Source organism: Kordiimonas sp. SCSIO 12610, from assembly GCF_024398015.1.
Lineage (GTDB): Bacteria > Pseudomonadota > Alphaproteobacteria > Sphingomonadales > Kordiimonadaceae > CANLMI01.
On the sequence record NZ_CP073747.1, the window covers coordinates 723580 to 746336 of the forward strand.

The window sequence follows — 22757 nt, forward strand, 5'->3', positions numbered from 1 at the left end:
GCCATTACTAGTCCCATTAATCAAGTGCATTAATTTAAAGTCTAAACTGAAGAATGAGCTGATTCGTAATCGATAAATATAAAAATGTTATAGTATAATAAAAACATGCAGAAAAACAGAAAAGCTCTCTAAACCAAAGATCAATTCATCGCAGTTTGAGAACATACTGCCTATTATTCTTGTCATTATGACCATTTACTTGAGTTGCTCTTTGATTTTTACAGTTGAAGGCGATAGTCATATAGCCGTTTGATAAATTGCTTACTGTGGGAAGCAGCTTATCACCCATACAAAGACACAAGTATAGTTAGTCACAGTGACCTTAGGGAATAAAATGACCAGAAAATCACTATTAAAATTATCCGTGGCAGCGTCTGTTTTGATGCTAGCGGCGTGTGGAAATACTGAAACTTCCAATGACACAGCAGCAAATGAAGCTGACAGCGCGACAACAGTTGCTGAAACGGCTAAACCAGAGCTTGGTAATTTCGGTATCGATCTTACGGCACAGGATGCATCTGTAAAACCTGGCGATGATTTCAACATGTTTGCAAATGGCACATGGGCTGCAAACTTTGAAATTCCAGGACAGTTTTCAAGCTACGGCGCCTTCACTGTTCTTTTTGAGCGCTCTGAAGACCGTATCAAAAAAATCATCGATGAGCTTGCAGCAACCGAGTCTGCGGCTGGTTCGCTTGAGCAAAAAGTTGGTGATTATTACAACAGCTATATGGACGTTGCGAAAGCAAACGAGCTTGGCATTGAACCAATCCGCGCTGATATTGCGTTAATCGACGGTATGTCAAACGTTGCTGACCTTACGGTTATGCTTGGCCGTGCGGGCGAGCTTGCGCTTAATTCGCCAATCTTTGGTGGTATCGGCACAGACCGTCAGAACCCTGATCGTTTTCAGGTGAATGTTGGCTTTGGTGGTCTTGGCCTTCCAGACCGCGATTATTACCTAGAAGATAATGAGCGTTTCAACAATATTCGTGAAGCATACAAAGCACACATCGCACAGATGCTCGGTTTTGCAGATATTGCGGACGCAGACGCGAAAGCAGACGCAATTATCGCACTTGAGACAAAACTTGCAGAAAATCAGTGGAAACGTGCAGACCGCCGTGACCGCGATAAAACATACAATCCAACATCTTATGATGACTTCAAAGCAAAATTCACAGGCTTTGATTGGGATGCATATTTCAATGCAGGTGGCATCGAAACGATTTCTGACCTTAATGTGGTTCACCCAGAGCCAGTGATGGCTGCGATTGATATTGTTAAGGATACATCGCTTGATACATGGAAAGCATATTTAACGTATCATCTGATCTCGAACCGTGCTGGCGTTCTCTCTGAAGAGATTGATAACGCAAACTTTGAGTTCTTTGGCAAAACCCTTCGTGGTCAACCACAACAGCGTGAGCGCTGGAAGCGCGGTGTTGCGCGTGTTGGCGGTACGAACAGCCTTGGTTTTGCGCTTGCAAAAATCTATGTGGATCGCCATTTCCCACCAGCCGCAAAATCAGAAATGCAGGACCTGGTAGAAAACCTTCGTACAGCCCTTGGTCAGCGTATTGACGGCCTTGACTGGATGGGTGACGAGACAAAAGTGGAAGCCCGTAAGAAGCTTGCATCTTTCTTCCCGAAAATCGGTTACCCTGATGTATGGCGTGATCTTTCCGGTATTGAGATTGTGGGCGGTGACCTTGTTGGTAACGCGAAGCGAGTTGCGAAATTCTTCCGTGATGATCAGCTTGCGAAATATAATGCTGGCGAGAAAACGGACCGTAACCGTTGGGGTATGACACCACAAACTGTGAACGCATACTATAACCCATCATTCAACGAGATCGTGTTCCCTGCAGCTATTCTTCAGGCACCGTTCTTTGACTTGGCGGCTGACCCTGCTGTTAACTACGGTGGTATCGGCGCTGTGATTGGTCACGAAATGGGTCATGGTTTTGATGATCAGGGTTCAAAATCCGATTATGCAGGTATTCAGCGTAACTGGTGGACAGACGAAGACCGCGCAAACTTTGAAGCGAAAACGCAGGCGCTTGCTGCGCAGTATGACAAATACGAGCCTGTAGAGGGCACATTTGTTGACGGTACATTCACCCTTGGTGAGAACATTGGTGACCTTGGTGGTCTTTCCATGGCGTATCACGCATACAAATTATCGCTTGGTGGTAAAGAAGCGCCAGTAATTGATGGCCTAACTGGTGACCAGCGTTTCTTCCTTGCGTGGGCGCAGGTATGGAAATCCAAAACTCGTGACGCGGCCCTTGTGGCTCGCATGAAGTCAGATCCGCATGCACCGAACCAGTACCGTATTAACGGCGTCGTTCGTAACATGCAGGAATGGTATGACGCATTTGGTGTGACAGAAGGTGATGCACTTTACCTTCCACCGGAAGAGCGTGTATCAATCTGGTAATCCAGACGAATGATTGTAAAAAGGCATCCAAATGGGTGCCTTTTTTCTTTGGATGATGGGGAATATGAGAGGGGTTTTATGATGAAAAAAAAGATGATTGGGAAAACGTTTGCTGTGGCTGCGGTAATCACTGGCTTGTCAGCTTTTGGTTTGAGCGCGCAGGATATGCGTCCGGTTTTAAATTCGGCTTCGGCAAAGAAAATAACCGAAGGCTGCGAAGCCTATGCATTGGATCATGATCTGAAGGTCAATATTGCTGTATTGGATCAAGGAACCAACATGATGGCGTTCCTGCGAATGGACGGCGCCCCGATCGGTTCGATCGATATTGCTGAGTGGAAGGCAAACTCTTCCGCAGCATCGGGTAGGCCAACGAAAGCACGCTTTGAGGCTGCAAAGAATTTCCCGGCGATTGGCCACGCTCCTAATATTGCGGTTTTTGAAGGCGGCGAACCAATCTTCACTTTGGACGGCGTTTTGCTTGGTGGTGTTGGCGTGTCTGGCGCAGCAAGCGCTGACGATGCAGCGTGCGCGCGCGCCGGTATCGAAGCAGCAGGCTTAACGTTCAAACGCTAGTTTTGAAGCAAATTATAAAGGCATCAGTGTTTCTACTGATGCCTTCTTTTATGATGAAGGACTGGGTAATGATCATTGAGCGCCTTCTAGGCCCCGCAACATAGCGACCACATTATTACCAAGTTCGTCAATCGCATAACCACCTTCTAAAATGGTTGCGGTGGGTAAGCCAAGACCGGCAATCATTTTACCAATCTGTGTGAAATTTTCCCTTTCCAGTTTGAAGTAACCAAGCGGGTCTTCTTTATAAGTGTCAGCGCCGAAGGACACGATCAGCTTGCTTGCACTAAACTCCCGTATACGATCAAGGGCTGTTTTCAAAGCAGGCTCATAGGTTTGCCAGTCAGTCCCTTTGGGTAGCGGAAGGTTAAGATTGTAGCCTTCGCCGGCACCAATACCTGTTTCATCAGCGTGGCCCATAAAGTAGGGATATTCGTTAATAGGATCGCTGTGGATGTTAGTAACAAACACATCCGATCGGTCATAGAAAATTGCCTGTGTGCCGTTTCCGTGATGATAATCAACATCAAGCACCGCAACACGCGCTTCGCCAGCATTCCTTAGGTGCTGGGCCGCAATCGCCGCATTATTCATGAAGCAATAGCCACCATATTGGCCGGGCATTGCATGATGGCCGGGCGGGCGCGAAAATGCGAAACTCTGACTTTCACCATCAAGCAAGGCTTGTGCAGCGTTTAGGGCACACTGTGCCCCTTGGTAGGCGACATCATAAGTGCCTGCGCAAATCGGTGTTCCGCTATCGAAGGCATAAAGGCCAATTTTTCCGTCAATGTTTTCAGGCGAAACGTCGCGCCGCATACCATCCCCTGGCCAGCACAAAGGGAAAATGTCACCACTGCGGCCAGCGTCTTGCCAATGTGCCCACGCTGTTTGAAGGAAGGTAATGTAGCCTGCCTCATGAACGGCTAGGATTGGATCAAGGCCAAAATCTGTTGTTGGGGGCAACCAACTGTATGATGCTTCTTTTAACGATTTTTCAACGGCGTCTGCCCGCGTTGGGTTTTCAAAACAAGGTTTCAGTTCACCGTCTTTGATTTCGCCAGCACAGTCGTGGTGTGCATGATGATCTGCATAAAATATTTGCATCTTTTTGCCCTCTTAACATTTACGGGCGATCATAATAGCGAGATAGAAAGCTTGCAATTGATATAGGTATAATACCGTCTTTTCGGCGACCAAGAATTGACGTTGATAGGTGTTTGATAGGGAATAGAAATACCATTCTAAAAAGAATTTAATGGCTATAATAATCTTCTAATTTTTGATAATGTCACCTTATGGGCTAAAGGCCCTCAGTGCTGATTAGCGGTTTTTTTATCAGACCATATGGGGGTTCAGATCAGGGAGAATACTCATGAAATTAATACAAACGGCACAAGAGCAAAGTGCCGAAGCGGCGCAAGCCATAGAGGCCGTTCAATCTGCGGCTGAAGACGCAGGGTTTAGCATGGAAAATAGCCAGGAATATGTTGATCTGGCAATCCAGTATAGCGCGGCGGGTGCTGGTGCACTTTTTATTTTACTTATCGGTTTCTGGTTCGCCGGTTTTGTTCGCTCGCGCCTTTTAAGGTTATTTGAGAAAAGCGAAAAAATGGATGAAACCGTTTCAGGTTTCTTAGCGAGTCTTGCTAAATACGCCATTATGATCGTAACGATCATTGCTGTTCTTGGACAGTTTGGTGTGGAAGCCACAAGCCTAGTTGCAATTGTTGGTGCTGCCGGCCTTGCGATTGGTCTTGCATTGCAGGGTACGTTATCAAATGTGGCTGCGGGCGTGATGTTGTTGATTTTCCGCCCTTTCAAGGTTGGTCAGTTTGTTGACGTGGCTGGACACGCTGGTGTTGTTAAGGGAATAACTCTTTTCGTTACCGAAATGGATACGGGCGATAACAAACGTATCATTATTCCAAACAGCGCAGTTTGGGGCAGCTCGATTGTGAATGTAAGCTTTCATGATACCCGCCGTGTGGATCTGGTGTTCGGTATTGGATACGGCGATGATATCGATAAAGCGATGGATGTTATCAAGAAAACAATCGAAGCAGACGAACGTTCATTCTCTGATCCAGAACCAGTGATTGCTGTGACCAGCCTCGGGGAAAGCTCTGTTGATATTCTTGTTCGCGTTTGGTGTAAGTCTGGTGATTATTGGGGACTTAACTGGGCGCTTTTGAAGAATACAAAAGAAGCGTTTGATAAGGAAGGCATCAGCATTCCATACCCTTGCCGTTCGATCTATATGGAAAAAGGCGAATAGCGCATAGTTTCATCACCTACATAAAAAAGCGACTCTGAGGCAGAGTCGCTTTTTTGATTCTAAACACATTTTCAATCAACGTGGTCTATCTGAATTTAACACCCGGTTGCGGGTTTGTGTTAACCGTCAGCTCAAAAATATCTGGTCGGCTATAATGCCCGTTTGTGTCTAATGTCTGACGGTGTTCTTTGATCAGGTTCATGTCAGCAGTACCGAGGATAATACCCGTCTTATCGAAAACAGGTTCAGTTATATATTGACCGTCCGGACCAATGATCGCACTGCCGCCATTATGAACAAAGTCGCTGTTTTCGCCAGGCATGGATGCCAGCATATCTTTGGCTTCTGGTTCATTTACATTCAGGGAAATGAAGCCTTCCATGATTTCGCCTTTGGTTTTGATCGAACCTGCGGCTGCTACCACACAGCGGCCTTCAAATGCATAATGACGACTTGCAACCTGATGCATGTCTTTGGCAATCGGCCACTGGGCGATATGGATAGTTTCGCTTTGTGCATGCATGGCTGCGCGGGCAAGCGGCATCCAGTGCTCCCAGCATATCAGGCTGCCAAGAATACCCCACGGCGTGTCTACTGTTTCCAGTGTTGATCCATCACCGCGGCCCCAAACAAGGCGCTCAGTGTATGTTGGAACCAATTTACGGTGGGGGATTGGCTCGTATTCACCGGGTGTGAAGGTGAAAGTCGTGTTGTATAAGGTGTTGCCGTCGCGCTCATGCGTCCCGAGAACGATGAAAACGCCTGTTCTGTTCGCACAGTCCTGAATGCGTTTTAAATGTTCGTCCCCCTGTACAACTGAATTATCAGCCAAAAGGCGGAAAAGCGCTTTCGCGCCCGGGTGATCCCAGATCGCTGCGTTGGGGGCAAAATCAAGCCATACGGGATAGCCGGGTAACCAACATTCCGCGAAAGAAACGATGTTTGCGCCGTTTGATGCGGCTTCTTCAATATGGATGATAGCCTTCTCAACACTTGCTCTGAGGTTAAGAAAAACAGGCGCTTCCTGAACAACGGCTACTGTTGGGTTTTGGACCATATGCACAATTCGTCTCCACCATGTAAGGATTATGATTGTGCTAGGATGTACGATGATCCGGATAAAACGTCCATAGAGTATGAACGACTCTCACCAGTTTGTTACATTTATGAGGGGAGATGCGTGATACCGCGCGTTAGGCAATATCACGCATTTGAGTATTAGAATGGGCGATACAATCCAAGGAACAATAAAGTATCCTTTTGACCCTGGATGTGGTTTGCGTCCAATCGGTACGCCATGTTGGCTTCCATCGTCCATGTTCCAAACTGTGCTCTGTATGCGCCCTCAAACGCCAGTTCACGCCCTGACGGGGTTAAACTAAAGCGATTAGTATCAAACAGCAATTCAGTTGTGTCGATGTCGCGGCCCGCACCCGTTGTAATGCCGACGCTTCCGCGCTCCAGTCGTAGTGGCTGGTTAACGGTGAAAGCAATCTGGTCATTATTCAGGAAAGTTGCTGATTTGATCAGGCTTGCTGAAAAGCTGCTGCTGATCAATGTATTTACATCGCTTAGGACGCTGGCAGTGGTGTTCCCTGCGTCCGTGCTGCCGCCAGTGACGGTTGCGTGGAAGGATAGTGCATTTGTCAATGGCAGTGACGCTGAGGCGTTAAGCCAGACAGTTTGTGAACGATCAGTGATCGCAAACACGTCGCTTGCACGCGCACCCAGAATGGCCCCTTCTTCTTCCATGAAACCTGCTTCAAAACTAAATGTTCCCCAGTTTTCATAGTGGCTGATGCGGGCCGCTGTCGAGGTAACAGGGGTGTCGCTTTCTATACCTTGGAACGGTGAATTGCTTGCAAGCCCCTTGTTTTCACTAAAGCCAGCCCCGAACCATAAATCTGTTTTCTCACCTATTGCGATACCGGCACCTGCATAGTGGCCCTGTGTACGGTTAATTGCGTTATTGAACGCGCCTGTGAGCGAGAACAGGTTTGGTGAATTTGTAAAGCTTTGGCTTTGAAGTGCCGCACCGATACTTTGACCGTTTCCGACAAACCAGTTTACGCCTTCGTATGACCCTGTAAGCTCAAACGTTGCTTCAGGCGACTCTAATTGATCAAGCGCTGCACGGCCTTGGGTAAATTCAATAAATTCACGATTTGGGTCAATGTTTACCGCATAACGAATGGTTTCATTCGCGCCGATACGCTCTGCGGATGTTTGCCAGTTGCGGCGTTGCTCGATCAGGGCATTTAAGCCAATATTCGTTGTGTTGGTCACCGCCGACGCAGATAAATTCGCCTGAAAATCACGGTTAAAGCTATCGAGGATGGTTAAGGAAGATAGACCATTCTTCAGACCCAAGGCGTCACCGAAGGCACCGCTCAGAATGATCCCATTTGTGGTTGGGTTTGTGTTTGGGCTCGGAGTGCCAGCAGCAGTGCTTGCGCTTGAAGCAACGGCGATGCTGCTTTCCCCAACGGGTTGAAGCGCTGCTTCCAAATTCAACAATCCTCGACCGTATATATTGTCTGTTCCGGGGGCACCCAAGTCAGTTGCAGTATCGAACAAAATATCCGCTACTTCACGGGCTGACAGATTTGGCCAGGCCTGAAATAATATGGCTGCGGCCCCTGTGATGTGCGGCGCGGAAAAGCTTGTACCGCTTGCGACCGCTATTTGGCCGTTCCATGGCAGGGTTAGGTCCACGCCGGGGGCAACAAGGAAGAAATCTCGTTCAATTCCGTTTCCTGCCGTGTCAGAAAAGGATGCGATATTGCCATTAGCGTCTACGGCGCCAGCAATAATGAAACCACCGTCCCCTGTTAATGTGGCACTTCCGTCCGCTCTTTGTCCCACTAAGCCGAGGCTTTGCAAGCGCTCTAATGTTCGTATGTTGGATAGCGATGGCTCAGGCCCCGCATTATTGCCGGCTGAAGACACCAGAAGGGCACCTGCGGTTACCGCTGTGCTATCAAATTCAAGGACATAAAACTCATTAACGGGTGGCGGGTTATCAATAGTGTCGCCTTCGTCAAATCCGAAGGATTTGTTGATCACGCGGGCACCATTTTGAACCAGATATGTCCACGGATCAGAAACATTAAACAGATCGCCGTCCTGACGCACTTGTCTGCTGTTAACGTTTGAGAAGAAATCAACACCAATAACAGTAGAATCGAAGGCAACGCCGTGAATGTTGCGGTCATCACGAACACCTGCTGCAACCGCTGCTACCGCCTGCCCATGCTGATCAGTGGATGCTGTATCGCCGATTTGTGCCTCATAAATTCTGAGCGCATCAGCATTTTGGCCTCGGCTGGCGCTCGAGAAGTTTACATCTGGTGAGTTGAAAACGAAATTGAAATCGACAACACCGATCGTTACCCCTTCTCCAGTGAAGCCCTGAGCATAAGCCTCTGACGCGTTGATCAAATCAAGCCCGCCACCGCGCTGATACTCGGCAGTTTCAAAGTCCGCAGCTGTTACCCCAGCGGGTGGAGGTGAAGGTGCTGGCGGTGGAGGAGGGGGAGGCGCTACATTTGGAACCGCGGTTGGCGTTTGGATGGTGCTGCCACCACCGCCGCCTCCACAGGCCGTTAGCGCAAGCCCGCAAACTGATAATAAAGCAACTGTACGATAATACCCCGTGATCCCACTCTTACGCATATTGGCCCTCTAAACTATAATTACTCAACTAAATGTATAGCAAATATCACATTCTTTTCACAGATAATTTATCTAACCTGAACCGATGCTGAACTTGGAAATAAAAATTATGAACGAACCAATATGAAGTTTCACCATATCGTGACGAGTAATCAGACCAGACTATCCCATATGATCATGTGTGAAATTTAAAAAGGACTGAGATATGACATTAACTGAAACACTTGCGGAAGCCGTCAAAAGCTCTGCGTCACGCATTCCCGCTGAAATTCGTGAGATTATGCTCAATGCCAATCAGGAAATTATCGAAAGCGGTATCGTTGAAACAGCCTTAAAAACAGGCGATAAAGCGCCAGATTTTGCCCTAAAGGGGGCTAATGGCGGGCAAGTTACGCTTTCAGAAAAACTGAAAGAGGGCCCTATTGTTGTCTTGTTTTACCGTGGTGGCTGGTGCCCATATTGTAATATGGAACTGAAAGCGTATCAGGATAATCTTGAAACGTTAAAATCATTAGGGGCAAGTTTGATCGCTATAACGCCGGAAGCGCCTGACAATAGCCTATCAACCAAAGAAAAGAACGAACTATCGTTTGATGTTCTTAGTGATGAGAATTTAGGTGTTTCTGATGCCTTCGGTTTGACGTTCACATTACCGGAGGCCCTAGCGAATGTGTATGGCAATTTTGGTATCAATCTACCTGAAGTGAACGGTGAAGACGCATGGAGACTTCCTATCCCTGCGGCCTATGTCATTAATCAGGACGGTGAAATTATCCTGTCACATGTGGATGTAAACTATACTGCGCGCCTTGACCCACTTGATGTGATCGCTGCGCTTAAAGCGCTTTAATCCAGTGTTTCCAATGCGCTCAAGTGATTCACACAAATAGTTTATTTTTGTTTTATTGGGAATTTCTAAACTTATCCTACATAAAAATACATGAGTTTTCAGTTCATCATTGGAAATGAAAAATATAATTGAAAGGGCTATCCCATGCTTCGTGCATTAACATTATCATTAACGCTTTTGGCGTCTATCGTTATCGGTGCTTTTGCTGCTGATGCTCAGCGCGATCCTATCAGTGATCGTGGTGGTTCTGCTATTAAAGGCTATGACACAGTAGCTTACTGGACAGAAGGCAAAGCCGTTAAAGGCAATAAGAAAATCACATCTGAATATAAAGGTGCGACTTTCCGTTTCGCTTCAGCAGAAAATAAAGCGCTATTTGACGCAAACCCTGAAAAATATATCCCTGAGTACGGTGGATACTGTGCATGGGCGATCGGAAGCAGTGCAACTGGTTTTGCTCCAGGTAACGGTAAATATTGGAAAATCGTTGATGGCAAACTTTATGTAAACTACAACGGTGGCGTTCAAAAGAAATGGGAAAAAGATATCCCTGGTTTCATTGAAAACGGTGACAAAAACTGGTCGCAGAACGAATTCCACGAAAGCAACTAAGCTGAACGATATTCGTGACAAACGATAAGTGTGAAAACCGCCTCTGCATACGAGGCGGTTTTTTCTATGAGGGAAAATTATGAAAACTATTATTGGAATATTGGTAGCCGCAACTTTATTTGTGACTGGCTCAAATGTTGAGGCGCAAAATCAGAAGGAAGAAGCTGTAACGCTCGACCTTAGCCATATTGGCTTTGCTGTCCGTGATCTTGAGAAAACAGCATCCTTTTTTATCGACACACTCGGATGGCGCAAAGCGGGTGAGCGCCCGGATTATCCAGCAATTTTTGTCTCTAACGGGTCTATGTTTGTAACTCTGTGGCGTGTTGAAAACCCAGAGACAGCAGTTGCCTTTGACCGCCGTAAAAATGTTGGCCTGCATCATATGGCGATCACCGTACGTGATCTTGATGCGCTTAACGCTTTGCATGAAAAGTTTAAACAGACTGATGGCGTTGTTGTTGAGTTTGCACCGGAATTTTTAGGTAATGGCCCGACAACACACATGATGATCCGCGAACCTTCTGGCTTGCGTCTTGAATTTATTGTTCCTGCGAACCGTATCAAGTAATAAGGCGGTACATTAAGAAATGTAACGAAGCCTTAGGCGCTGTGGCCTGAGGCTTCTTCTTTTAACCATTCAATGAAATCACGCACGCGTTCGCTCTCAAGCCGCTCTTCCGGGCAAACAATATAGTGGGCAAAATCAACAGGCGTGCCGTCACCAAAGGGCTTCACCAACCGGCCAGCCTTCAGGTCTTCTTCTGCAATTGCGGAGCGCGCGAGCGCAACACCGCGTCCGGCAACCGCAGCTTCGATTGCTAGCGCATGGGTGTTAAAATGAATTGCAGGTAGTCCACCTGGTACGTCAACACCCGCTGCCTTTAGCCACATTGACCAGCTTGGTGCGCTATTGTCTTCGCTGAAGCTGTCTTCGTGAATGAGTGGTTTTTCCAGTAGTTTGCAGACTGTATCAAATTCTTTGGCACCGTTTAACAGCTCGGGGCTGCATACAGGGAAAACTGTTTCGCGGAGGATTTCCTCAGAATGGAGGCCTTTATAGTCGCCGCTTCCATAGCGAACAGCAAGGTCTATGTCTTCAGCTTTGAAGTCTGTAAGCGTCATGGATGCGGAAATTTTCACGATTGAATCCGGGCGTCGCTCGTAATAGCTTGCGAGCCTTGGAACCAGCCATTTACTTGCAAAAGAAGGTGAAACGCTGACTTTTAAGGTATCAGAACTTTTGCTGTCGGTGATGATATCAACAGCGCTTTCCATTTTCTCAAAAGCTTCCTTCAGGGGGCCAAGCGATAGCTGTGCCGCGTCCGTTAGAATCAGTGAACGATTCGTTCGGCGAAACAGTTCAACACCTAAAAATTCTTCTAGCGACCGGATCTGTTGGCTAATGGCCGCCGGGGTCACCGAAAGGTCATCTGCCGCAAGCTTGAAACTCATGTGCCGCGCTGCTGCATCAAAAGCGCGCAATGCATTAAGAGGTAAGAGCGATCGTTTCATGTATGATCCTTTATACCAAAGCTATCTTGTTGCCGATTTTGGCACTAATACCATCTTAAATGGTACCTTAGAGGCCACTAGACTCGTAACTGGCAAGTTTTGCATTTTCACCAAGGGTTAAGTGGATACCGCATTCGGTTTTTCCTTTACCCTTCCAGCGACCAGAGCGCACATCAGCGCCGTCTGCAACACGGTCAGTACAGGGCATACACCCGATTGAGGCGAACCCTTCTGCAACAAGGGGGTGTGCTGGCAGATCATGATCTTTCATATATTGGGAAACTTGATCTTTGTTCCAGAATGCCAGCGGGTTCACCTTTACGCGGTTATCGCTTGCTTCAAAATGAGGAAGCGCCGCGCGCCCGGCACCATGGAACCGCTTACGGCCTGACGCCCAGGCATAATATCCATCAAGGGCCTTGTTCAACGGCACAACTTTGCGCACATAGCAGCAGCCATTATTGTTGCTGTTCCACAAAATCCCTTTTGGGTCATGCGTTTCAAGATCGTCAGCATCAGGGGTTAGCGTGATCACCGAATTGAGGTCCAATTGCTCCGTTAGGGTGTCACGGTAACGCTTGGTTTCGCCGAATAGCTTACCTGTATCCAGAAAGAGTACCGGAATATCCTTCGAAACCTTTGCCGCCAAATGCAACAGAACCGCAGATTCTGCGCCAAAAGATGATACGAGGGCAAACTTGTCCCCTAACATATCACGGGCTGCCTCAATGATAGCTTCAGGGCGAATATCCTCTGGTGCCGTTCCGTCAAAGCGAGCATTCAGTGCAGCCACCATTTCTTCAGCGTCAAATGAAGGCGTTTGCACTGTATTTTTCGATGTTAAACGAGTGGCTGCTACTGTCATGATCTTATCCTGCTTCTTTTGTTGTAGTGTCATTTCCACTTGCAGAATGGCGCAAGTGGGCCACAGATTTACCGTGACCGATCATGTCGGTCTGATAAAAGGCGCCAAAGCGCTTCAGCGCTGCCTCAAAGGCCTCACGGCGTTCCTCGGCGGCGTCCACGCTGTCAAAGCCTGCCCGCAACAGAAACAGGGCCTGGTCTGGCAGAACATGACCGCTTGCACGGATTTCGCCTTTGAAACCAAAATCTTTGCGCAGGCGAACCGCGAGGGAGAAACCGCGTCCATCACCAAATACCGGGAAGCGGATATCAACAAATGATACCTGACCTACAAATTCTTCAAGATCGCTGTAGGCTGTTTCTGTATCAACGATCACGCCGACCGAACTTGTCAGCTCAAAGATCGCTGCGCCATTATCCTGAAGCTGTGAAAGGGGCACGAGCACGCTTTCACCTGCGGCAGGTAAGTCACCATCCGTTAATTCGCGGTAAGTTTCGCTATGGATACCAGATAGATTAATCAGCGTCATAAACCGCCTCCTTAAATGGTGCCGCACCAATACGGCGATAGGTGGCGAGGAACTCTTCGCCTTCTTCACGTTCACCAAGGTAAACCGCAACGACCTTTTCGACGGCATCAACGATACCGTGCTCATCAAAACCAGGGCCTAAAAGCGCTGCTTTGGTGGCGTCTTCTGCACCAGAACCACCAAGGGAGATCTGATAGTTTTCTTCGCCTCTACGGTCGACACCCAGAATACCAATATGACCAGCATGGTGGTGGCCGCAGCTGTTAATACAGCCTGAAATCTTTAGCTTCAGCGGGCCAATATCCTGCAAGCGGCGGATATCATCGAAACGATCGGCGATCGCTTGACCAATCGGGATGGAGCGTGCGTTCGCTAGTGCACAGTAATCCATGCCGGGGCATACGATCATATCGGTTAGCAAACCAACGTTTGCGCTGCCGAGGCCGTTTGCATCCAGAATTTTCCAGATTTCGACAAGGTCTTGTTTTGCAACATGTGGCAGGATCAGATTCTGTTCGTGGCTTACGCGAATTTCACTTTGGCTGTATTTTTCAGCCAAATCCGCAACAAGGTGCATCTGCTCGTCTGTTGCGTCGCCCGGAATGCCGTCGTGTGGCTTAAGCGAAATTGTTACATTCACATGGCCCAAAACCTTGTGTGGATTTGTGTTGTTATCCAACCATGTTTTGAAGATGAAATTCTGGTTTGCAAATTCATCAACCGCTGGCACATCATCGGATAGAACAGGAAGTGGCGGTGGTGTAAAGAACGCTTTGATCCGTGCGACTTCTTCTGCGGGCACATCGATATGCTGGTCTTTAATTTTTTGCCATTCCGCTTCGGTCAGGCGCGCATACTCTTCTGCGCCTAAGGCTTCCACGAGAATTTTAATACGAGCTTTGTATTTGTTGTCGCGGCGACCCTGCTCGTTATAGACGCGCAGGATTGCTTCCAGATAACTGAGTAAATCGGCTTCTGGCAGGAATTCGCGGATTGTTTTACCAATCACAGGTGTGCGACCCATGCCGCCACCAACGATCACTTCGAAACCGGTTTCGCCAGCATCATTTTTACGCAGGATCAGGCCGATATCGTGCCATTTTACAGCAGCGCGGTCTTGGCCAGCGCCTGTGATCGCAATCTTGAACTTACGCGGCAGGAACGAAAACTCCGGGTGGAATGTAGACCACTGACGGATCAGTTCTGCATAGGGGCGAGGGTCCTCAACTTCATCGCGTGTTGCACCTGCAAACTGGTCGGTTGTTGTATTACGAATACAGTTACCGCTTGTTTGGTGCGCATGCATTTCAACTTCTGCAAGTTCGGTCAGAATATCAGGCGTTTCCACAAGCTTTGGCCAGTTATACTGAATGTTTTGGCGCGTTGTGAAATGGCCGTACCCTTTATCATATTTGGTTGCGATATCCGCAAGGCGGTGCATTTGCTTTGATGACATCGTGCCATAAGGAACAGCAACCCGTAGCATGTAAGCGTGCAGTTGTAGATAAAGACCATTCATCAAGCGTAGCGGGCGAAATTCCTCTTCAGTGAGCTCGCCTTTCATCCGGCGCTCTACTTGATCGCGGAACTCTGCGACACGGGCATCGATAATATTGCGGTCGAAGGTATCGTAAGCATACATGATTTAATTTCCTTCTGATGCGTTCGTTTCCCATGTGTGGGAAACCTGATAACCAAGGTCAGGGCGAACGCTTGGGCCCTTGGCTTGCATTGCTTGTTTCATATGCGCCGGAAAGGCACCGTTTTGGTCTTCGGCTGGTACAGCCTGTGGATCAACAACAAGGTTGTTTTTTTCGCTGATGCTTGCTTTTGCTTCCAGTTCTTCAACACCTTCTGGTGTATCCGCAACCGCAGCACGCGCGACATCCGCTGTCCAGTTTCCGTCCGGTGTCATAAATACAACGCGGCCATCGTCCAACCGATTGGCGATTATGAGTTGGGGGCCTTTAATTTTCTTTGCCATTTTATGCTCTCTTAAAATGTTGGCTAAAAGGATAAGGGGTTATGCGCTTGCCCTTGTGGGCACTTCGCGAATTTCGTTATTGAGTTGTTCTTTGATCTTTGATGACAGGTCTTCGGGCCATTCAGCAGCATTTGTAACCACGTCACCAATAAGTAATAGCGCAGGGCTTTTCACATCATGTTCAGCAATCGTTGCTGGTAAATCAATCAGTGTCGTGAAAAATCTGCGTTCGTTTTCTCTTGTGCCGTTCTGGATTATCGCAACAGGCATGCTTGCGCGCACACCTTGGTCTTGAAGACCTGCTGAAATGTTGGCAGCAGATTTGACACCCATATAGATACCAAGTGTTCGGCCTTCACCAGCGAGGTTCGCCCAGTCTTTGTAGCTACCGTCCTTTAGGTGCGCGGTCACAAGCGTTATAGAAGAAGCGTGCGCGCGGTCCGTAAGCGGGATTTGCGTTTTTGATGCAATACCTGTTAGCGCTGTTATGCCCGGAACGACCTCAAGGTTGATATTGTGGGCGCGGAGCGCAGCCATTTCTTCTGCAATCCGGCCAAACACCATTGGGTCACCAGATTTCAGGCGAACAACACGTTTGCCCGCGCTTGCTTCCTTTACAAGCAGGTTGTTGATGCCATCTTGCCCGATCCCATGATTGCCTTCTTTCTTGCCAACATAAATCAGCTCTGCGTCGCGGCGGGCAAGGGCAATCACTTCACGGCTCACTAAGCGGTCATAGACGATAACATCGGCCTGTTGTAGCGCGCGGTGTGCCTTTATGGTTAAGAGGTCAGGATCACCTGGGCCCGAACCCACCAGTTGCACAAATCCTTTTTTCGACGCTTTCGTCTCGCTTTCGCTTTGGGCATCTGCGACGATACGATTTTCCATTTCCTCTAAGCTTGAGCCTGCGAAGGATTGAGCGCGGTCATAAAGGTTATCCCAAAACAGGCGGCGTTTGGTGCCATTCGATAATATGGATTTCACCGTGTCTTTGGTGTTGCCGGCAGCTTCTGCAAGCGTACCAAGCGACTGCGGGAGGATACGTTCCAGTGTTGCGCGCAGTCGGCGCACAAACACAGGAGCCACACCGCCGCTTGAAAACGCGACATGCAGGGGGCCGCGTTTGAACTGGGCAGGGGTAATGAAGTTACTTTTTGACGGCATATCAATAATGTTGACAGGTATGCCGCGGCTGTTCGCAAGATGAACAATATGATTATCAGCATCCTCACCAGCGGTGCTGGCATAAATCAAGGTCTTGCCGTCGATATCTGTATCCACGAATGGGCGATCAAAATACTGGAATTTGTCAAAAGCTTTACTGCTTTGATCGGGAATTAACCCCGCCTCAAGAAGTGCAGCCTTAGCGCCGGCCGCTATTACAGTAATTTCAGCGCCTTCATTTTGCAGAAGCGCGACTTTGGCCATGGCAGCAGAATCAGATCCTAAAATCAGGATATGATGTTTTTCAGCAGTTAGAAATATCGGAATAGATTTCATTTCTCTTCCCTGAAAATGATTGCGCCACTGGCTTTAAAATCATTTCTTTTTAAATTCACTCAACCTTAGTTAAGAAAAGCTATTGTCTGTATCGCTTATTTATGTGCGAAATTGGTCAGTTTCAAGCGAGAAGATGTATAGCAATAAAATAGAAAAAATATACCGAAAACGTATAAAGTATTTGTGATTGAGAAACTAAAATCGAAATAACATGTATTAAATAGAATTAAAAACTAAAAAAATAGAATTTTTCATTAGTTTTGAATTGTAAGGAAACGAAATTATGATTCTGTTTTCTAATATAGAAAAACTAACCTATATGAGAATGATTCTCAAACGTCGGGTTATATAACTTTTCGATAATTTCTGGCTCATTTGACGTTAGAGAAACTTAAGTTACATACCGTAATAGTAATTCAGGGCAGGGGAAATTGAATTACTCTTTATTCTTTCGTAATCTTTATATACAATAATGTTCATTAGAGCAGAGAGAATAATATTTGGTTGTGGGGATATGATCATGTCTGTTGATGAAAATAAAAGTGTAGGTTCAGAGGAAAAAACCTCTATCACGCTGAATATGCCGGATGATTACAGCCCGCCCAAGCGTGACTGGAAAGCCGCATGGCGCGCCGTTAAAGCATTAATCGATAACCCAGAAGATACGGAGCAGGTTTTTATCATTCTGCGCAGGTTATCCGGTAAGTCCTTCTGGAAAGCTTATAAGCGCTTTGCCGAAAGCCCAGTGGGTAACAATATTCTTCACAAACGTATTGATTTGATGGATACGCTCAAAAACACTGAGATGCTTTCTGCGCTTCCAAAGGGAACATTAGGGCGAGAATATTTCGATTTTATCACGCGTGAGAATATTTCGCCTGAAGGTTTGGTTGATGCGAGTGAGGGTGAAAATACCTCCATGGGGCTCACTGACGAAGATATGATCCGTTACGGCACGCGCGCGCGTGAAATGCATGATTTATGGCATGTTGTATCGGGCTATGGCCGCGATGGTCTCGGTGAGGCGTCGATCGTTGCCATGTCTTATGCTCATTCAAAAAATATCGGCTTTGCGTTGATTGCAATTATGGCCGCACAAAGCTTCAAGAATAATGCGCCGAATGGTGGCGTAAGGCGCTCTGTTCTTGAGGGATATTTGAATGGCCGCAAAAGCGCATGGCTTCTAGGTGTGGACTGGGAAGCAATGATGCCGCTTCCGCTTGAGGAAGTGCGTTCACAACTGAAAATCAAAACGCCAGTGCGGTACAACAAAACTGTTGCTTCAATGGCTGATGAGGACCTTTACACCGCAGAAGTTAAAGAAGCACGGGATGCACACCCCGCTGAATAAATGTTAATCGGTATGTGTTTGTTATCCGAACTCGTTAGTAATTTTTGGCCCCTTAGTTAGCAATGCTGACTAAGGGGTTTTGACTATGTAGCTGCTTTTGAAACGTATTTCCTGTCGGCCCGCTTTCTCGCGTATTTTTTCTGTGCGTACGCTAAATTGGTTTTGGGTGATAATGACGGGGCGAACACCGTTTACGCTGGCCTCCCAATTGTGGGTATTTTCACCTAATTCCAGCAGAAGACCATCTTTTTTCAAAAGCGAGGGATGAAAGCTCCTTGAACCATTTATTGTGGAATGGTCAAGAAGGATATCCTTAAAAATATCCCTGGCTTCTATTGTATCGGTAAAGGTGCCCTTTGGTTTGTTGATCCATTCAGGGGACCAGTTCAAACTTGTATTGATCCAGTTTTGTACCCTTGGTAGGAAGCTTTGTATAACATGGGCGATGTTTTCCCTGATCTGCACCATTCGGCCCGCCCACGCGCTTTTCGTAATTGGCTGTTTGAATTGATCAAGAAGTGTGTATTGAATTTCTTTTTTAAAAAGGGTGAAGTGCCCTTTCTTGGTGTTAATCCAATTTGAAATCACGGGTTTCCCGTCAATCCAGCCCTTAACGGTAGCCGCATGCATCGGGGCCGTTATATTTACCGGAAAATACGCTTCAATACCCTGGTTTCCCTGTTGAATATGAAATCTGAGCATATGGCCATCCAGCATATCTAGGGGCGTAATGCTTGTGCCGGCGGTTATTCTGCTGATCGACATCAATGGTTTATGGATTGTAGCGGTGCCATCGTAGCGCCACCCCTCGATTTGGGCTGAACCACTGGGGTGAATTTTTGCATTCGCTGTTCCGCTGGCGGTGATCAGCATTTTATTATAACTGTTGAAGTCAGTACCTTGCCCCTTTGGGGCGTCAAAACCAACCGTAAGATTGATCACAGTGCCTAGCACTGTTCTACTGCAAATGACCTCACTGCTTTCGCCTCTATATTCATAGCGAATGCCAAAATCATTAAGGGTTTTGCTTTCGTGAGTGCCTTCAAGATAGAGTGTGAGCGGCAAGGAATATTCTTTATTAAATTCAAAAGGCGTTTGCTGATCATCAGAGTAAGCACGTACCCTTTTTTCACTACTGGTACCATTGGAACTATCGGCTAATACTGGTTGGGCTACATAGACTTTGCTGGCGGCCTTATGGCTGAAAATAAATTGCCGCAGATTGTCTTCAACTCCTGCCGTGATCTTGCGCCTGTTATCAGCTTGTCCGTCACCATTATCATCGTCATTATTGAGGGAAGTTATGAATGAAATATCATTGCAGGTCGGTCTGACGGCGCCAATATCACGGGTAAGGGAATCCGCGGAGTACACAACATTAGTGTGCATCATTAGCAAAAAAAACGATGCTAAAATTGTAGGTGCAGAATGAATTTTATTTGTATCAGGATAGGAATACCGCACATTCTTTATGAAATATTTACGCACATTTCCCCCGCTTTTTCGTGCCCGCCAATATTACCCTTTTAATTCAATCAATTGGATAAGGTTTCCACAAGTATCGTTAAATACCGCGATTATAGCGCTTCCTACATCTGTTGGGGGTTGGGTAAATTCAACGCCTTCACCCTTTAGGCGTTTAACCTCAGCTTCGATATCATCAACGCTGAAGGCTGTGAATGGGATATTGTCCGCCATTAAGGCCGCTTGGAAGGTTCGGGACGCCGGGTGCTGGTTGGGCTCTAACCCCAATTCAACGCCGTCTGGCTCTTCCTTGGAAACGACGGTCAGCCACCTGAATTCACCCAGCGGAATATCATGCTTAACGGTAAACCCAAGCTTATCTGTGTAGAAATCGAGGGCCTTTTGCTGATCATCAACAACAATGCTTTTGATATACATCTTCATGTGACACCTCCCTTACGATAGCTAGCTGGCTTGATATTGTCCTGATACGAAAGTTTGGTAGCTACTTCCGCCATAAAGCCGTATTGCACAATTATATCATAATTGGTCGTTTTACAGGAAATTTATATTCTATCTTGCCAAGTTACTCAGTGAGAGGCTTTCTATTTTGAACAAGAATCAAAAAAATTGATAATTAAGTTCTGTATTTTCAATTTTTCAAATTGATTGCAATGATATATGTTCTATCTAGATATATGTTCTATCTATCGGAACAAACTTGAACCGCATGCACTAAAGTTTCCAGAAGGCTGTCCGATATATGATGAGGTTGTCATTCCCGATCCTTATCATTTTCTGGCCTTGTCCCCCCAATGTTTGTTGGGCAGCCTTCGCTACACCTCTAGAGGCTAGCATTTTGAATAAAGTGCCGGCATAGCCATCCCGCTTCACCTTATTTCCTCCCCCAGCAGAAGCGGGATGGTGACCAATTTTGTCTCAAGTTGTTTGCGCCATCAGGCAGAAGCATATCTAGAAACGCAGGCTCAAAGACGCTCTGATCTGTCTAGGCTCAACAGGTTTTAGATGAATGTCTGCAACAGGTGCTGCTTCGCCGGGTAATTGCGATTCAAAAAAATAGGTAATATCTGCGTCTTCAGAATCGAAAAGATTAAGGATATCCAAGCTAAATCGCGCCGGGCCAATATCCTTGTAAATTCCCACATTAACAAGTGTTGTCGGCTCCGAAAATACTGATCCATCCTCAATAAGTGGTGCCTCGCCAAAATGACGCAGTCGCAGTGTCGCAGAGAAATTATCACCAGGCTTGACAGTAATGCCGCCCCCTAAAACGCTTTCAACGGCTTGTGGTATGCGGGCTTCGCCTAAAGGCGCCCCTCTGAACCTTGCATCCGTATAGGCCGCAGTTGCATCGAGGACCAGCCAATCAAGGGGTTGCCAGAATGCATTAAATTCCACACCAAAGCGTCTGGAGTCGTCATTAGGTTCGGTTGTTCCTGCGTCGCCAACGAAAACCAGTTCGCTATCCAGATCTAGCCAAAATCCAACAAGCGTTGTGTTGAATGTTTCATCACCTAATCGCACGCCAATTTCCGCGCCCTCAGCACGGACAAGCACATCAACAGGTTCGGCTGCTTCGCGGGTGACCGGATCAACGGTTATGCTTGCACCCCGTACATCGTTGGAGTGAAACCCCTGACCATAGTTTGCATAAAATTCAACTCTGTCAAAGGCTTGCCATGCAATGCTTGCGGTTGGGGTAATGATCGCGTCTGAGCCATCGCCGGAATTAACATCAATAGAAGATACAACGTCGTGGGTGAAAACATCCCCGCGCAAGCCAGCACTCGCCCGGATGTGATCAGTTAAATTCACTTCAACTTCTGCGTATCCACCGATAGAGAATTGTGAAACTTCGTCGTCCCGAACGGTTGATAGCCGTTCCCTGCCAGCGGTATTGAATAGCCCGATATTGAATATATCGTCATAGCGTATGTCACCGCCTACGCGAAGTTCAGCGGCTTTCCCGAAAAGGGTTACCGGGTTTCTATATTTTACCGTTCCACCCAGTGTTATGCGTTCATCGCGTTGTTCAAATTCGTCACCATTAACGGGATTGTTTAGGAACAGAGTAAAGTTGGAAAACAGGGTAAAATCATAATAGAGCGCATAGGCGCTAAACGACAGATTTTCGGTATCAAAACCACCATTGAGGGCAATACGCGTTGTCTCCCCGCCGAGGTCAGGGTCAATGAAGCCAAGCCGTGGTATCAATCCGCTTTCAATCGCACGCAGTGGCACCTGATCAGACGATGTCCATTCTGCGTCATAGGCGCTTAGGGATAAGCGCCAATCTGTGCCCCCATCCGTTCTTGAATACTTCAAAAAGGCGTTCAGCTTTTCAAGGTCTTCATCCAAAATAAAGGGGCTGTCAAAAAAGGCCGCTTCCCCGGCGAGCAGAAGGTCACCACCAGCAGCTTCAAATGAGGTCGCAATTAATCCCCTGAAAAACCCGCTTTCGCCCACAGTGACCTGCGCGAGATTATTGTCGAGCTTGTCATAGGTTTTAAAGGACGAGGTTGCGGCGGCAGAAAAGTCGCCGACATCAGCGAAATAAGGGCCTTTTCGAAAATCTATACGTTCAGTGAGTTCAGGTATGATGAAATTAAGGTCCAGGTACCCCTGACCATGGCCGTGGGTACGAAAATTGATAGGGGTACCGTCAACAAAAGCAGCAAAATCGGTTCCATGATCCAAGTTGAAGCCCCGTAGGAAAAACTGGTTTGCCTTACCTGTGCCGGAATGCTGGGTGGCCACAAGGCCGGGGATTACCTCAACCAATTCCCCGACACGGCTAAAGGGTCTTTTTTCAAGGTCAGCGTAGCCAACAACCCCCTCGGAACCGGATTTTGCCGCGCCAATAAGGTCGATAGCGCGGCCATGAATAACGATTTCCTCAATAGGCTCATTGTCATTATTGATGAATGCACTCGCGGTTTCGGTCGGGCAGAGAAGGCACGCAATAGCGCATAGAGCGCCCATGTTTGCACAATAGGATTTACGGCTGGAAACCATCGCTGTGTCTACTCAAAAATTATTGGATTATTTTGTGCGTACAATATCCAAAATCATGATGATTGCAAGCGGTTCC

19 protein-coding genes are annotated in these 22757 nt (G+C 47.2%); 7 read left to right on the forward strand and 12 right to left on the reverse strand.

The window, feature by feature from the left end:
* Positions 1 to 334: 334 nt before the first annotated feature.
* Positions 335 to 2443, forward strand: coding sequence for a M13 family metallopeptidase (locus KFF44_RS03350; protein WP_255937230.1), 2109 nt, complete (start codon positions 335 to 337; stop codon positions 2441 to 2443).
* Positions 2444 to 2521: 78 nt separating this feature from the next.
* Positions 2522 to 3019: a heme-binding protein gene (locus tag KFF44_RS03355; RefSeq protein WP_255937233.1), complete on the forward strand. Its 498-nt coding sequence runs from the start codon at positions 2522 to 2524 to the stop codon at positions 3017 to 3019.
* Positions 3020 to 3091: 72 nt separating this feature from the next.
* On the opposite strand, the gene KFF44_RS03360 is transcribed toward KFF44_RS03355, so the two are convergent.
* The gene (locus tag KFF44_RS03360; protein WP_255937235.1) at positions 3092 to 4126 is read right to left on the reverse strand and encodes a histone deacetylase family protein; all 1035 of its coding nucleotides are present in this window, start codon (positions 4124 to 4126) and stop codon (positions 3092 to 3094) included.
* 268 nt (positions 4127 to 4394) lie between these two features.
* On the opposite strand from KFF44_RS03360, the gene KFF44_RS03365 reads away from it, so the two are divergent.
* The gene (locus KFF44_RS03365; protein WP_255937238.1) at positions 4395 to 5297 is read left to right on the forward strand and encodes a mechanosensitive ion channel family protein; all 903 of its coding nucleotides are present in this window, start codon (positions 4395 to 4397) and stop codon (positions 5295 to 5297) included.
* An 85-nt stretch (positions 5298 to 5382) separates the two neighbouring features.
* On the opposite strand, the gene KFF44_RS03370 is transcribed toward KFF44_RS03365, so the two are convergent.
* Together KFF44_RS03370 and KFF44_RS03375 are read right to left on the reverse strand one after the other, a co-directional pair.
* Positions 5383 to 6354 (reverse strand): carbon-nitrogen hydrolase family protein, encoded by a 972-nt coding sequence (locus KFF44_RS03370; RefSeq protein WP_255938799.1) that lies wholly within the window; start codon positions 6352 to 6354, stop codon positions 5383 to 5385.
* Positions 6355 to 6515: 161 nt separating this feature from the next.
* Positions 6516 to 8972 (reverse strand): S8 family peptidase, encoded by a 2457-nt coding sequence (locus KFF44_RS03375; RefSeq protein WP_255937240.1) that lies wholly within the window; start codon positions 8970 to 8972, stop codon positions 6516 to 6518.
* Between the two features lie 205 nt (positions 8973 to 9177).
* Between KFF44_RS03375 and KFF44_RS03380 the strand changes: the two genes are divergently transcribed.
* The 3 genes from KFF44_RS03380 (at position 9178) to KFF44_RS03390 (ending at position 11005) form a co-directional block, all read left to right on the forward strand.
* Complete coding sequence (locus tag KFF44_RS03380; protein ID WP_255937243.1) at positions 9178 to 9822, forward strand: peroxiredoxin-like family protein; 645 nt, start codon at positions 9178 to 9180, stop codon at positions 9820 to 9822.
* Positions 9823 to 9966: 144 nt separating this feature from the next.
* On the forward strand, positions 9967 to 10434 hold the full coding sequence (locus KFF44_RS03385; protein WP_255937246.1) for a YHS domain-containing (seleno)protein: 468 nt from the start codon (positions 9967 to 9969) through the stop codon (positions 10432 to 10434).
* Positions 10435 to 10513: 79 nt separating this feature from the next.
* Positions 10514 to 11005 (forward strand): VOC family protein, encoded by a 492-nt coding sequence (locus tag KFF44_RS03390; RefSeq protein ID WP_255937248.1) that lies wholly within the window; start codon positions 10514 to 10516, stop codon positions 11003 to 11005.
* 32 nt (positions 11006 to 11037) lie between these two features.
* Here KFF44_RS03390 and gcvA read toward each other — a convergent pair whose 3' ends face one another.
* The 6 genes from gcvA to cysG form a co-directional block, all read right to left on the reverse strand.
* On the reverse strand, positions 11038 to 11949 hold the full coding sequence (gene gcvA / locus KFF44_RS03395; protein WP_255937251.1) for a transcriptional regulator GcvA: 912 nt from the start codon (positions 11947 to 11949) through the stop codon (positions 11038 to 11040).
* 67 nt (positions 11950 to 12016) lie between these two features.
* A complete protein-coding gene (locus KFF44_RS03400; RefSeq protein WP_255937253.1) occupies positions 12017 to 12814 on the reverse strand; it encodes a phosphoadenylyl-sulfate reductase in 798 nt (265 codons plus the stop codon).
* Between the two features lie 4 nt (positions 12815 to 12818).
* Positions 12819 to 13343 (reverse strand): DUF934 domain-containing protein, encoded by a 525-nt coding sequence (locus KFF44_RS03405; protein WP_255937255.1) that lies wholly within the window; start codon positions 13341 to 13343, stop codon positions 12819 to 12821.
* Positions 13330 to 14985, reverse strand: coding sequence for a nitrite/sulfite reductase (locus KFF44_RS03410; RefSeq protein WP_255937256.1), 1656 nt, complete (start codon positions 14983 to 14985; stop codon positions 13330 to 13332). Before KFF44_RS03410 ends, KFF44_RS03405 begins: the two co-directional genes overlap by 14 nt.
* A gap of 3 nt (positions 14986 to 14988) precedes the next feature.
* A complete protein-coding gene (locus KFF44_RS03415) occupies positions 14989 to 15327 on the reverse strand; it encodes a DUF2849 domain-containing protein (RefSeq protein ID WP_255937257.1) in 339 nt (112 codons plus the stop codon).
* Between the two features lie 39 nt (positions 15328 to 15366).
* Positions 15367 to 16830, reverse strand: coding sequence for a siroheme synthase CysG (gene cysG, locus KFF44_RS03420; protein WP_255937258.1), 1464 nt, complete (start codon positions 16828 to 16830; stop codon positions 15367 to 15369).
* 520 nt (positions 16831 to 17350) lie between these two features.
* On the opposite strand from cysG, the gene KFF44_RS03425 reads away from it, so the two are divergent.
* Positions 17351 to 18181: a ubiquinone biosynthesis protein COQ4 gene (locus KFF44_RS03425; protein WP_255937259.1), complete on the forward strand. Its 831-nt coding sequence runs from the start codon at positions 17351 to 17353 to the stop codon at positions 18179 to 18181.
* A gap of 69 nt (positions 18182 to 18250) precedes the next feature.
* Here KFF44_RS03425 and KFF44_RS03430 read toward each other — a convergent pair whose 3' ends face one another.
* The 3 genes from KFF44_RS03430 to KFF44_RS03440 all read right to left on the reverse strand — a co-directional run bounded on the left by KFF44_RS03430 (position 18251) and on the right by KFF44_RS03440 (position 22681).
* Complete coding sequence (locus KFF44_RS03430; RefSeq protein WP_255937261.1) at positions 18251 to 19669, reverse strand: hypothetical protein; 1419 nt, start codon at positions 19667 to 19669, stop codon at positions 18251 to 18253.
* 30 nt (positions 19670 to 19699) lie between these two features.
* Positions 19700 to 20089: a VOC family protein gene (locus KFF44_RS03435; protein ID WP_255937263.1), complete on the reverse strand. Its 390-nt coding sequence runs from the start codon at positions 20087 to 20089 to the stop codon at positions 19700 to 19702.
* A gap of 528 nt (positions 20090 to 20617) precedes the next feature.
* Positions 20618 to 22681: a TonB-dependent receptor gene (locus KFF44_RS03440; RefSeq protein ID WP_255937264.1), complete on the reverse strand. Its 2064-nt coding sequence runs from the start codon at positions 22679 to 22681 to the stop codon at positions 20618 to 20620.
* Positions 22682 to 22757 lie beyond the last annotated feature (76 nt).

What these genes read in the sequence shown, in the direction of transcription:
- KFF44_RS03360 (WP_255937235.1), bottom strand. Translation starts at nt 4,126, where the DNA reads ATGCAAATATTTTATGCAGATCATCATGCACACCACGACTGTGCTGGC.
- KFF44_RS03440 (WP_255937264.1), bottom strand. Translation starts at nt 22,681, where the DNA reads ATGGTTTCCAGCCGTAAATCCTATTGTGCAAACATGGGCGCTCTATGC.
- KFF44_RS03385 (WP_255937246.1), top strand. Translation starts at nt 9,967, where the DNA reads ATGCTTCGTGCATTAACATTATCATTAACGCTTTTGGCGTCTATCGTT.
- KFF44_RS03400 (WP_255937253.1), bottom strand. Translation starts at nt 12,814, where the DNA reads ATGACAGTAGCAGCCACTCGTTTAACATCGAAAAATACAGTGCAAACG.
- KFF44_RS03370 (WP_255938799.1), bottom strand. Translation starts at nt 6,354, where the DNA reads ATGGTCCAAAACCCAACAGTAGCCGTTGTTCAGGAAGCGCCTGTTTTT.
- KFF44_RS03350 (WP_255937230.1), top strand. Translation starts at nt 335, where the DNA reads ATGACCAGAAAATCACTATTAAAATTATCCGTGGCAGCGTCTGTTTTG.
- KFF44_RS03405 (WP_255937255.1), bottom strand. Translation starts at nt 13,343, where the DNA reads ATGACGCTGATTAATCTATCTGGTATCCATAGCGAAACTTACCGCGAA.
- KFF44_RS03425 (WP_255937259.1), top strand. Translation starts at nt 17,351, where the DNA reads ATGTCTGTTGATGAAAATAAAAGTGTAGGTTCAGAGGAAAAAACCTCT.
- cysG (WP_255937258.1), bottom strand. Translation starts at nt 16,830, where the DNA reads ATGAAATCTATTCCGATATTTCTAACTGCTGAAAAACATCATATCCTG.
- KFF44_RS03365 (WP_255937238.1), top strand. Translation starts at nt 4,395, where the DNA reads ATGAAATTAATACAAACGGCACAAGAGCAAAGTGCCGAAGCGGCGCAA.
- gcvA (WP_255937251.1), bottom strand. Translation starts at nt 11,949, where the DNA reads ATGAAACGATCGCTCTTACCTCTTAATGCATTGCGCGCTTTTGATGCA.
- KFF44_RS03415 (WP_255937257.1), bottom strand. Translation starts at nt 15,327, where the DNA reads ATGGCAAAGAAAATTAAAGGCCCCCAACTCATAATCGCCAATCGGTTG.
- KFF44_RS03375 (WP_255937240.1), bottom strand. Translation starts at nt 8,972, where the DNA reads ATGCGTAAGAGTGGGATCACGGGGTATTATCGTACAGTTGCTTTATTA.
- KFF44_RS03435 (WP_255937263.1), bottom strand. Translation starts at nt 20,089, where the DNA reads ATGAAGATGTATATCAAAAGCATTGTTGTTGATGATCAGCAAAAGGCC.
- KFF44_RS03355 (WP_255937233.1), top strand. Translation starts at nt 2,522, where the DNA reads ATGATGAAAAAAAAGATGATTGGGAAAACGTTTGCTGTGGCTGCGGTA.
- KFF44_RS03380 (WP_255937243.1), top strand. Translation starts at nt 9,178, where the DNA reads ATGACATTAACTGAAACACTTGCGGAAGCCGTCAAAAGCTCTGCGTCA.
- KFF44_RS03410 (WP_255937256.1), bottom strand. Translation starts at nt 14,985, where the DNA reads ATGTATGCTTACGATACCTTCGACCGCAATATTATCGATGCCCGTGTC.
- KFF44_RS03390 (WP_255937248.1), top strand. Translation starts at nt 10,514, where the DNA reads ATGAAAACTATTATTGGAATATTGGTAGCCGCAACTTTATTTGTGACT.